We start from the raw sequence: 11,452 nt of genomic DNA, 5'->3' as shown, positions 1-11,452 counted from the left end.
GGCCTCGTCGAACGCCCGGTAGTGGCGCCGGAGTGTTTTCTCGCTGTAGATAAATACGGGAGTGCCGACCTCTTTCGCTATGCGCGCGACCGACACGCCCTCGGCGTAAAGGTTTTTTCCTTTTCCTTTCCCCCTGTAGTCGAAGAAGTGCATCTCAGCGGTTTTCGGTTTCGGCTGGCGGGGAGGGGGGGGAGGGGGGGACGGGAGGCCCCTTCTTGCCGCAGCCGCCGATGACCGTTAAAACGGGAAGGCAGAGAAAAAGGCCTAAGATAACCGGTAACAGCGCCTTAAGCGATGCCTTCACCATTTGACCCCGAGCTCCTTTGCTACTTCCCTTAGCCTCTTCTCGACCTGTTTTTTCGCCGTCCCGCCCGTTGTCTTCCTCGCGCCGACCGAGGCCTCGACAGATACGGCCCTCTTTATGTCCCGCCCGAAGAGTGTTGAAAACCCCTTCCACTCTTTGAGGGTAAGCTCTTCGAGCCCTTTTTTATTCTTTATGCAGTGGGCCACGGCCTTGCCGACGACAGCGTGGCTCTCCCGGAAGGGTAGCCCCTTCTTTACGAGGTAGTCGGCCGCGTCCGTGGCCGTGAGGAAGCCTGATGCCGTCGCTTCCCGCATGGCGCGTTTATTCACCTTCATCGTCTTAATCATCCGGGGGAAGACGCCGAGCACCACCCGGAGCGTATCCACCGTATCGAATAGAGGCTCCTTATCCTCCTGCATGTCCTTATTGTAGGCGAGCGGGAGCGCTTTCATAACCGTAAGGAGCGTCATGAGGTTCCCGTAGACCCGGCCCGTCTTGCCCCGGGCGAGCTCGGCCAGGTCCGGGTTTTTTTTCTGCGGCATTATGGACGAGCCCGTGGCGAAGCCGTCGGAGATCTCCACGAAGCCGAACTCGGCCGAGGACCAGAGTATCAGCTCCTCGGAGAGCCGCGAGAGATGCATCATCAAGATGGACGCGGCCGAGAGGAACTCGATTATGAAGTCCCTGTCGCTTACGCTGTCCATGCTGTTCTCGGTTACGGCGGAGAAGCCCAGGAGCCGCGCCGCGTATCGCCGGTCGAGGTTGTATGGGCTCCCCGCGAGCGCGCCCGCGCCGAGCGGCAGCTCATCAAGTCGCGTAAGGCAGTCCCGGAGCCTTCCCCGGTCGCGCTTAAGCATCTCGTAGTAGGCCAGCAGGTGATGGGCGAGGAGCACGGGCTGGGCCCGCTGCAGGTGCGTGTAGCCCGGCATCACGGTTTCAACGTTCCTGCGCGCCACATGGAAGAGGGCCGCCTGCAGCGTACCCGCCAGGTCGAGCACCTCCTCCAGCGCGTCTTTCATGAAGAGCCGGGTTGCCGTAGCCACCTGGTCGTTCCGCGAGCGTCCGGTGTGGAGCTTGCCTCCGGCGGGCCCTATCTTCTTTATGAGTTTTTTCTCCACCGCCATGTGTATGTCCTCATCCGCCGGCGTGAACTTGAGCTTGCCCGAGGCCATCTCTTTTTCTATCGCGCGGAGCGCCGCGGTTATCTTCCGCGTCTCGGTCTTCGTAAGCACACCGGCCCTTTCCAGGACCATGGCGTGCGCCATTGAGCCCCGGATGTCGTGCCGGAAGAGACGGCAGTCGAACGATATGGAGGCGTTCAGCTCTTCGGCGAGCCTGTCGGTCTTGCCGCTAAAGCGGCCCGACCACGGTTTATTTGATTTTCCTTTTGCCATCAGAGTTTTTCCCTTATCGCCGCGTAGAGGAGCGGCACCATTATTTCGTGGTGGCCCGTGAGCGAATATCCCTTGCCGCCTCCGAGGGTCGGCCTCCTTACGACGTTCGTAGAGGGCCGGTAGTGCCGGATAAAGTCCATATCCACGGTGGTAAGGCTCCTTACCCTGTGGCCGAGGTTCCGGGCGAGCGTAAGCGCCTTAAGGAAGACCTCGGGCATGACGACCGTTGAACCGATATTGATATACACTCCACCCTGGAGCGTGCTTACGACCGACGCGAAGAGCTTGAAATCTCTCTCCGAGCCCGAGCCCGTGGCCGCGCCGTCCATCTGCGGGTGTATGTGGAGAATGTCCGTACCTATGGCTACGTGCACGGTTACCGGGATGTCGAGCCTCGCGCCCGCGGCGAGGATGCTAAGGTCCTTATGCGGGAAGCGCGAGCGTGAGATCATATCCCCGACCGAGCGTCCTATGCCGAGCCCCTTCTTTACCCCCCGCTTTATCGCGCCATTAAGGAGTTTTCCAGTCTCCTCGGCCATGCCGAAGGCACCCCGGCCTATCTCGGCGGAGACGTCCTCGGAGGTCTGACCCGCATAGGCGAGCTCGAAGTCGTGCACTATGCCAGCCCCGTTCATGGCCACGGCACTTATAACGCCCCGCTCCATAAGGTCTATTATAAGGGGGCTCAGCCCCACCTTTATGACGTGGGCGCCCATGCCGACGGCGACCGTCTTATCCCTCCGGTGGGCGCTCGCGACGGCCGAGGCCACGGCCCTTAGATCTTTTGCCGCGAGTATATCGGGCAGCCCGCCGAGAAAAGCCTTTACAGAGCCGCCCTTCTCGGGCACCGAGGCGACGTCGCCGACGCCGACCTTGCTCTTCCGCTTCTTTATGGAGTAGGTCTTTATCCCCCGTGGGGAGAGCGGCTTGAACCTCATGCGGAGACCTTCTTGAAGAGCAGGTGGTCCACCAGTTCGCATATGAGGTGGCACACGGTTATGTGGACCTCCTGGATGCGCGGCGTGGAGGAGGAGTCCACGTTCAATACTATGTCCGCCTTGCCCGCCAGCACCCCGCCGTCCCTCCCGGTAAGGGCGACGGTCTTTATCCCCATATCGACGGCGCACTCGACCGCCTTAACCACGTTGGGGGAGGTGCCGCTGGTGGATATGGCCAGCAGCACGTCGCCTTCCTTGCCGAGCGCCTTTACCTGCTTGGAGAATACCTGGTCGAAATCGTAGTCGTTGCCGATGCTCGTTATGACCGACGTGTCGGTGGTAAGGGCCACGGCCGGGAGCGGAGGGCGCTCTATCTCGAACCGGTTTACGAACTCGGCCACCGTATGCTGGCAGTCCGCGGCCGAGCCGCCGTTGCCGCAGGCCATGAGCTTCCCGCCGGCCTTGAAGGCCTCGGCTATCGTCTCGGACGCAAGGACGAGCCGTGAGACGTTCTTCTTGGTAAAGAACTTCTCCTTTACCTTGAGGCTCTCCTTTACTTTTTTCAGGACCAGTTCGTTTTCCATGGTTTCAGGGTACGGCTAAGTGGGCTGTTGAAAAAAGCAATATTTCTGTCACTCCCGCGAACGCGGGAGTCCAGAAGCCCTTAAAATAACTGGATTCCTGCTTTCGCAGGAATGACCATTTTTTGAAAAAGACACTTTTTCAACAGCCCTTAACTATCGATACTATCTCCTGAAAGGAGGGCGTGTCAATCTTTTTACGCGGCTTTTTCGCCCGGCTTTATATGAGGAACCGACCGTTCTTCTGTATCGGCTTTCCGTCTATGTAGAGCGCGCCGCCCTTCCGGAGGTCCTTTATCATGTCCCAGTGGACCGCCGACCTGTTCTTCCCCCCGGCCTCCAGATACGAACTCCCCACCGCCAGGTGCACCGTGCCCCCTATCTTCTCGTCGAAGAGGATGTCCTTGGAGAACTTTTTAATTCCATAATTGACGCCCACACCGAGCTCACCCAGATACCTCGCCCCCCTGTCGGTGTCGAGCATGGCGATGAGGAACTTTTCGTTCTTGTCCGCCCGGGCCTCGACCACCCGCCCCTTTCTGAACCTGAGCCTTACTCCCGTGACCTCCCGGCCCTGGTATATGGCGGGCATCTCGTAATATATGTACCCCTCGGCCGAGTTCTCAACCGGCGAGAGGAAGACCTCGCCGTCGGGCATGTTGCACGTCCCGTAGCAGGGGATGGACTTTCTCCCTTTTATGCTCATGGTCAGGTCCGTGTCCTCGCCGACTATCCTTACGGTCCTGCCCCTGTCGAGCACCTTCTTTAGCGCCATCTCTTTTTGCTTTACCCTGGTCCAGTCTATGTTCGTGGCGCCGTAGAGGAAGGCCTCGTATTCCGAGAGGCTCATGTCGGCCTCCTGGGCGAGCGCGTTGGTCGGGTAGTTGCACAGCACCCAGCGCTTTTTATTGACGATAATGTTGCTCAGCGGTTTCAGGGTCCGGCTCCTTACCCCGACCTTCTTCGGGTCCGCGGTGGAGAGGGACTTCTTGTTAAGTGGCGCCTTTATGTTGACGAAGCAGTCTATGTTCCGGGCCTCGTAGAGCCTTGTCTTCGGCAGGTGCGCGAGCTGCGCCCTGGAGGCCGTCTCGAAGAAGACGTTCTGCGTCTCCTCCAGAGCTATGCTGGTAAGCGGATGAGCCCCCGCCCGCATCACCTCCCGGAAGACCTCGATCACGAGTGGCTTCGCCAGCTCCGAGGATGAGGCTATCGAGACCGTCTCCCCCCTCCGAACCCCGAGCGAGTGCTTTACGAGGATGGAAGCGAGTTTTTTTACGCGCGGGTCGGACATGGAATTTCCTTTCTGAAAACAAAGTGTAAGCTAAGGGGCTTGAAAGTTCGCACCCTGCCGGGTGTTTTCCTCGATAAGCAGTTTTTCAATTCTGTTTCTCGCCGCCGACCTCTTAAGCGACCAGCGCGGCGCCACGAGCAGTTCCCGGGGCGTGGCGCCCGAAAGCCGGTGTACTACCACCCGCGGCGGCAGAAGCTCAAGCGATTCTACCACGAGTCCGGCATACTCATCAAGGCTTAGGAGTTTTAGTTCGTCGTCGTTACGCTCCTTGCCATTATACTCTTTCTCAAGGGCCGTGCCCTTCACCACGTCGAGCTGGTGGAACTTTATGCCCCATACCGGGAGTCTTGAGATGAACTTTACGGTATCGAGCATCTTCTCCCTCCCTTCGCCCGGGAGGCCGAAGATTACGTGGGCGCAGACCTCTATCCCCCGCGCGCGCGCCCGCCAGGCGGCGTCGGAGAACTCCCCGGCCGTATGCCCCCTGCCTATGCGTTCAAGGGTCCGGTCGCTGGAGGACTGAAGCCCCATCTCGAGCCACAGGTGCTTTCCCCCCCCTTTTAGCTCCGCGAGGAGGTCGAGCACTTCGTCGCCGAGGCAGTCGGGCCTCGTGGAGACGGCGAGGGCCAGGACGTCGGGGTGGCTCGTGGCCTCGGTATAGAGCACCCTTAGGCGTTCGGTGTTGGCGTAGGTGTTGGTGTTTACCTGGAAGTAGGCGATGAACTTTTCCACCCCGTGCCTCTTCCTTACCTTTTCCATCCCCACGGCTAGCTGTTCACCGATGGAGGCCCCGTCCTTATGGTCTTTCGGCACGAGCGTGGCCGGCTCGCAGTACGTGCAGCCTCCGGTGCCTTTAGTCCCGTCACGGGTGGGGCAGGTAAAGCCCCCGTCGAGCGTCACCCGGTATACACGGCACCCGAAGCGCTCCTTCAGGTACTCGGAAAGGGGGTAATAGCGCCTGCCTTCTTTCATTTCGCTCTCATTCCGCTCTTACCTCGTGACCAGGTACTTCTTTACGAAGCCCGTGGGCCTGTAGCTTGCCTTGGCCTCCCGGAGGCCCGGCTCCCCGAGATCCTGCTCCCTGTTTATGTACCTGTACTTCTCCGGAAGGATGGACGCGAAGGCCTGGTTCACGAACTGCAGGAGCCCCGTATATCCCGGCACCCCCTTTTCGAAGTGTGTGACGAAGGTGTCGCCTCCGGCTATCTCTTCCCCGAGGGTGTAGGCCGCGGGTTTTCCATCCACGTAGTATATGCCCCCGCAGAGCTGGAGTTCCTCGGTCATGGAAAGCGCCTCTTTAGCGGCCGTATAGTCGCCGGGGTCGTCCCTGCCCTCGCGCCAGAGGCGCAGCACCTCCACGGCGTCGGGCATGTACTCTTCAATGAGCGGCCTCCCCTCGCAGGAGTAGCGGTTTACGAAGGCCTTAACGCGGTTCTTCTTCTTGTGGAACTTCCCGCCCGAGAGGCGCGTGAGCTCTTCTCTGAGGTAGAGGTAGTCGAAGTTGTCCCGGTCCTCGGTTACGCCGCGGCCCATCTCCCTGAGCTCCGCGGCCATGGCTTCGGGCACGCACTTCATGGAGGAGAACTCTTTAAAGAACTCGTCGAGCAGCTTACGGTCCGGCAGACCGAACGGGAGCATGAAGAATTTTCCCCCGCCATTAGTTCCCGTTATAAAAAATTTGTCCTCATCAAGCCTCGCTATCCGGTAGCTATGCGTTTCCCTGAAGAGATAGAGGTTGGCGAACGTGAACTCCGACACCCCTTCGGTAAGGGCGGAGAAGCGGGGATGCAGCTCCGGCCGCATTCCGGGGTCGAGCTCCGAGAGGCCGGGGTACTCCTCTATGACCGTACCTTTTTGATTTTTCACGGGTTAATGGTCTAAAAATTCTATTGTAACAGCTTTAGGCCGCCCGTGCCATGAGTTCGGCCGAATAATGACCTTGACAACCCCGAAGCGTATGCTATAACTTGAGTGACATTGACACGCGACTTCAGTGAAGTGTGTGCTTTTCAAAAAGGTCCCAAAACAAGGAGGCAGGGTATGAAAAGGTTACTGTTGTGCGCTTTAGCGGTTGCGGTGGTTCTGGGCGTTTCGGTTACCAACTCAAGCGCCAAGGTAAGACATAACGTGGGCTGCGGCCTGGGTACGATGATATTCGAGCAGGGCACGAGCGACGGCCTTCTCGTGCAGGTGGTAGCCGCAACGACCAACGGTTTCCTCGGCAACCAGACCTTCGGCATCACCTCGGGCACTTCCGAGTGCAAGCAGCAGACAACGATCGTCTCCACCGAGACGATACAGTTCGTCGCCGACAACATGGACGGCATCGCCAAGGACATAGCCTCCGGGCAGGGCGAGTCGCTCGACACGCTCTCCGAGCTGATGGAGATACCCGCCGAAGACAGGTCCGCCTTCTACGGCACGCTCCAGCGGAACTTCTCCGAGATATTCCCCTCGGACAAGGTCGAGGCCACGGACGTGATCGTCAGCATAGCCTCGCTCTACGAAAAGGGCTAATAGCCGCATACGGGCAGCAGGTACATTGGCACATCTTCAAAAGGGATACGGTTTTAAAAAAACCGTATCCCTTTTGTTTTTCATTTTTATGGCCGCCTCCACGGCCGGGGCCTCGGACGATGCCTACCTGTCCGAACTCCTGAACCTCGCCGAAGAGAAGGCACTCCATGAGGCCCGCTACTGGCAGGTGCTCCTCCACTATAAGTCCAGGCGCGGAGGCATGGAGAGCCTCGTCGACGACCATAAATTCTTCCTCTCTCCCAACGGCAAACGGGACCCGAAGGCCGAGCTTGCCGCCACCATAAGGGGTTTTTTCCTTTTCCTTTTCCGCGAGGACGTGGAAAACGACGACGAGCACCCGAGGTGCCGCTTCCCGGCCCGCTACGCGTGGCTGAAGAAAAACCTCGATATGGACGAGTCCGGGCTTCCGCCGGTCGAGTGCAAAAAGTTCGACGAGGTTATGGAGGAGGTAAACCCGCGCTCCGCGGTCTTCGTCTTCCCGGCCTCCTACATGAACAGCCCGGCCTCCATGTTCGGCCATACCTTTATAAGGATCGACACCACCAGAGAGAGCAAGCTCCTCTCCCACGCCGTCAACTACGCGGCCATAACCGAGGAGACCTTCGGCCCGTTCTTCGCCTTCAAGGGCATCTTCGGCCTCTACCCCGGCTACTTCTCCATCCTCCCCTACTACCAGAAGATAAAGGAGTATAGCGACGTGGACCAGCGCGACATGTGGGAGTACTACCTCGACCTGACCGAAGAAGAGGTGTGGAGGATGGTCTTGCACATCTGGGAGCTGCAGGGGATATACTCCGACTACTACTTTTTCGACGAGAACTGTTCCTACCACCCGCTCCTCTTGCTCGAGGCCGCCAGACCCTCCCTCTCCCTTTCCGACCGGATGGGGCTTTCGGTTATACCCGTGGATACGATAAGAGCGGTCTATGACGCCGGGCTCGTCCGTAAGGTCGAGTACCGGCCGTCGAAGGCCACGAAGATAAGGTATATCGCTTCACTCCTCGACGACGAGAGCAGGGAGCAAGGAATGGACGTAGCCGGGGGGAGGGCGGACCCCGGCGAGGTGCTTCAAGGGGAGGGGGGAAGAGATGAGAAGATCCGCACCCTCGACCTCGCCACCGAGTACCTGCAGTACGACTACGCCCGAGGCGAGCTCACGAAGGAGGCCTACATAGAGCGTTTCCTCGAAATCCTGAAGGTCCGCGGAAAGCTCGGCAAGACCGAAGAGGGCTTTTACGACATAAAGCCCCCGTCCCGTCCCGACCGGGGGCACCTGTCGAGGAGGCTTTCGTTCGGACTCGGCGTTAAGGACGACAGAGGGTTCCAGGAACTCCGGTTCCGGCCCGCCTACCACGCGCTCCTGGACCCCGGCGAGGGCTACATAGAGGGCTCGCAGATAGAGTTCTTCGACACCGCCTTGAGGTACTACCCCTCCGACGGCAAGGTCGAGCTCGAAGCGTTCGAGATCCTCGACATCGTCTCGCTCGCGCCGAGGGACAGGCTCTTCAAAACAATTTCCTGGAAGGTAATGACCGGCTTCGAGCAAAGGCTCTTCCCGGACAAGAACGACCACCTGGTCTACCGCCTCGGTCCCGCGGGCGGGGTCGTCTATAAGGGCCCGCTCGCCGTGGGCTACGCGATGGTCGAGAGCGACCTCCTTATAAGCGGAAGGTTTGATGAGAGCTACGCCCTCGGGCTCGGGCTCTCCGGCGGGGTGATAGGGGAGCTCACGGAGCGCTGGAAAGCCCACCTCTCCTTTAAATCCCTCTGGTACGAGTTCGGCGACGAGCACCGCCGCTACGAGGCAGCGCTCAGGCAGAGCTTCCAACTCGGGACCAACAGCGCCCTCTCGCTCGATATCATGCGGGAGAGGAGCTTTGGCGTCTACTGGACCGAGGCGAGGGTGGGGTGGAGGATGTTCTTTTAGGTGCCGGCGCACGGTCAACGCGTACGCGGTCCCATCGCAATATCAACTACCATATACCCGTAAGGGTAGTCCTTAAAATCGTTCCTTTTTAGGGTGCAATTATTGTCTTGCAACGGCTTTGTAATCAGAGTATAATCCGGCTTCCCCCGGGGTTTTGGCCCGGGGCGGGGGCGGGTGAAAAGGGTGTAGTATGAAAGACGGCCTTAAAGCCCGTAACCCCTTGTAAAACCATATGTTTTTCAAGAGCTTTCCCCGTGAAAACGGTTGAATTTTATGGCCGTTTCATGGTATAATGTTACAGTTATAAGGGCCGCGCCGGGACCTTCCGTACGGGGCCGGGGCGGCGGGAAGGGGGACCAACCATGAGCGTCAGATATCTGAACATAGAAGATAGAGAGAATACGGCCAGGGAATACCCTTGCGAGGAGTGGAAAGAGCAGCTCAGGAACTACGTCAACACCCTCGCGCGACTGAGGGAGTATATAAACCCCACCCCCGAGGAGGAGGAGGCGGTAAGGGACCTTGGCACCAGGTGGGGCACCACCCCTTATTTTGCTTCTTTAATGGACCGTGACGACCCGAACTGTCCGATACGGAGACAGGTCGTCCCCTCCATGAAGGAGCTGGAGAACCGCCACGGGATGGAGAACTTCCTCATCTGGAAGGAGAACCGGGCCACCGGGGAGAAGAGGCCCGACACCATCGCCAGACAGTACCGCGACCGCGTGGCCTTTACGATAGTGGACTCGTGCGCCAACTACTGCCGCCACTGCTTCCGTAAGGAGGTCGTCGTGGATCAGAGCCTGAAACTCCGTTTCGACGTGGAGGAGGGGCTCAGGTGGCTGCGGGAGCACACCGAGGTGCGCGACGTGCTCATAACCGGCGGGGACCCCTTTATACTCTCCGACGAGAAGATCGAGCACATAGTCCGCAGCCTCCGCGAGATGTCCCATATCGAGATGATACGTTTCGGCACCAGGACCCCGGTCGTGCTGCCGCACCGTATAACCGACGGGCTGAAGAGGGTGCTGGGTGGCTACCACCGCGTGCCCATCTGGGTCAACATCCAGTGCAACCACCCCAGAGAGATTACCGAAGAGGTCGGGAGGGCCGTCTACGGGCTCCTCTCCTCGGGCGTAAGCGTGGGCAACCAGGCGGTGCTCATGAAGGGCATAAACGACGACGTCGAGACCTTCAGGGAACTGCACCAAAAACTCCTGAGGATAAGGGTGAGGCCGTACTACGTCTTCTACTGCGCGGCCGCGCCGGGGCTCGACCACTTCCGCACGTCGGTCGAGAAGGGGGCCGAGCTCATCCGCGACGCCCTGCGCGGACACACGAGCGGGCTCGCCCAGCCAATGTACGTGGTCTCCACCAACATCGGCAAGATCCCGCTCATGCCCGACTACTACTTCGTGGACAAGACCGACAAGAGGTACGTCTTCAGGAACTACAAGGGAGAGGAAACCACGCTTCCGAACGTAGCGGAAGTAGAGGAGGAGTAGCGCCGGCCTGTTTATGCCTCTCCCGGCTTGGATCGCCCGAATGGCCTGCCCGAATGGTCTGAATGGCAGGTACGGTTCGGGCAGCGGCGCGGACTAAGAAGTGGCCTTAAGGAACCGGCCCAGCGCCATGTCCGTTTGCGCGATGTGGTCGGAGAGCCATCCGGTAAGCCATCCGTGGGTCTTTATGGCAAAGAACTGGGATGGATCTCTTTCATGGAACTCCCGCTTGAACTCCTCGAAGTCCCGTATGAATGAGGCGTGCTCTTCCTTGTGCGTGGCCCGGTTCGGGTAGCCGCGTTCGTCCATGAAGGTCTCCTCCACGGCGAAGTGCGCCGTTATGTAGCCCTCCAGGAACGCTATCACTTCGCCCACCTCTTCCCTGCCGACACCCAGCTCCATGGCCCTCTTGAACTCGTTCATTCTCTCGAACAACACCTTGTGCTGGCTGTCTATCAGCTCATTGCCGGTAGTCAGGCTTTCGTCCCATTCCATATCTCCGACCTCCTTCAGCCGTGTCCGCCGGGGATGTCCGTAAAGCCGTAGGACCGTCCCCCGCCGGAACCAAGTATGATATGTATAATGTATGGTCCGCCCTTTGTCATTGTTCCTGGTACGGCATCTCCTCCGTGTTTCCGACCTATGGTTTGGTCCTCAGGTACAGGCCAAGCGCCCTGTCGGTCTTCCCTATGTGCCCCGTAAGCCAGTCTTTAAGCCAGTCGTGGGTCTTTACGGCAAAAGGTTCGGAGGAGCCCTTCTCGTCGAACTCCCTCTTGAAAATCTCGAACTCCCGGACGAACGAGGCGTGCTCCACCTTATGCGGGTTCAGCTCCGGGTATTTGAGGCCCTTCATGAAGGCCTCCTCCGCCGTAAAGTGCTCTACCACGTAGTTCTCCAGGAAGACGATTACCGTCGCGACCTCCTCCCTGCCCAGGTCCAGTTCCATGGCCCTCTTGAGCGCGCGCACCCTGCGGAAG

At 59.3% G+C, this 11,452-nt stretch carries 11 protein-coding genes; 3 read left to right on the top strand and 8 right to left on the bottom strand.

Features of this window, described 5'->3' with window-relative positions; all coding sequences use genetic code 11:
* Positions 1-300 precede the first annotated feature (300 nt).
* The 6 genes from argH to V3W31_03710 form a co-directional block, all read right to left on the bottom strand.
* Positions 301-1,698, bottom strand: a complete 1,398-nt coding sequence (gene argH, locus V3W31_03735; protein ID MEE9614053.1) for an argininosuccinate lyase — start codon at positions 1,696-1,698, stop codon at positions 301-303.
* The gene (locus tag V3W31_03730; protein MEE9614052.1) at positions 1,698-2,636 is read right to left on the bottom strand and encodes a hypothetical protein; all 939 of its coding nucleotides are present in this window, start codon (positions 2,634-2,636) and stop codon (positions 1,698-1,700) included. Before V3W31_03730 ends, argH begins: the two co-directional genes overlap by 1 nt.
* Positions 2,633-3,220 (bottom strand): D-sedoheptulose 7-phosphate isomerase, encoded by a 588-nt coding sequence (locus tag V3W31_03725; protein ID MEE9614051.1) that lies wholly within the window; start codon positions 3,218-3,220, stop codon positions 2,633-2,635. Before V3W31_03725 ends, V3W31_03730 begins: the two co-directional genes overlap by 4 nt.
* Before the next feature lie 217 nt (positions 3,221-3,437).
* Positions 3,438-4,508: an aminopeptidase gene (locus tag V3W31_03720; GenBank protein MEE9614050.1), complete on the bottom strand. Its 1,071-nt coding sequence runs from the start codon at positions 4,506-4,508 to the stop codon at positions 3,438-3,440.
* Positions 4,509-4,538: 30 nt separating this feature from the next.
* On the bottom strand, positions 4,539-5,480 hold the full coding sequence (locus V3W31_03715) for a TIGR01212 family radical SAM protein (protein MEE9614049.1): 942 nt from the start codon (positions 5,478-5,480) through the stop codon (positions 4,539-4,541).
* A gap of 18 nt (positions 5,481-5,498) precedes the next feature.
* Positions 5,499-6,374, bottom strand: a complete 876-nt coding sequence (locus V3W31_03710; protein ID MEE9614048.1) for a DUF2156 domain-containing protein — start codon at positions 6,372-6,374, stop codon at positions 5,499-5,501.
* Positions 6,375-6,548: 174 nt separating this feature from the next.
* Here V3W31_03710 and V3W31_03705 point away from each other — a divergent pair, with 174 nt between their 5' ends.
* The 3 genes from V3W31_03705 (at position 6,549) to V3W31_03695 (ending at position 10,478) form a co-directional block, all read left to right on the top strand.
* Positions 6,549-7,025: a DUF3015 family protein gene (locus V3W31_03705; GenBank protein ID MEE9614047.1), complete on the top strand. Its 477-nt coding sequence runs from the start codon at positions 6,549-6,551 to the stop codon at positions 7,023-7,025.
* Positions 7,026-7,098: 73 nt separating this feature from the next.
* Entirely contained in the window at positions 7,099-8,973 is a 1,875-nt protein-coding gene (locus V3W31_03700; GenBank protein ID MEE9614046.1) for a DUF4105 domain-containing protein, read from the top strand.
* 362 nt (positions 8,974-9,335) lie between these two features.
* A complete protein-coding gene (locus V3W31_03695; protein ID MEE9614045.1) occupies positions 9,336-10,478 on the top strand; it encodes a KamA family radical SAM protein in 1,143 nt (380 codons plus the stop codon).
* A 93-nt stretch (positions 10,479-10,571) separates the two neighbouring features.
* Here V3W31_03695 and V3W31_03690 read toward each other — a convergent pair whose 3' ends face one another.
* Both V3W31_03690 and V3W31_03685 read right to left on the bottom strand, forming a co-directional pair.
* A complete protein-coding gene (locus tag V3W31_03690; GenBank protein ID MEE9614044.1) occupies positions 10,572-10,970 on the bottom strand; it encodes a bacteriohemerythrin in 399 nt (132 codons plus the stop codon).
* A gap of 145 nt (positions 10,971-11,115) precedes the next feature.
* Positions 11,116-11,452, bottom strand: a 337-nt coding sequence (locus tag V3W31_03685; protein MEE9614043.1) for a hemerythrin family protein, incomplete at its 5' end; no start/stop codon positions are given.

It is taken from the genome of Thermodesulfobacteriota bacterium, from assembly GCA_036482575.1.
Classification (GTDB): Bacteria; Desulfobacterota; GWC2-55-46; order GWC2-55-46; family JAUVFY01; genus JAZGJJ01.
Note: the sequence above shows the minus strand (reverse complement) of the source record. Positions and strands in the feature narration are given on the sequence as shown.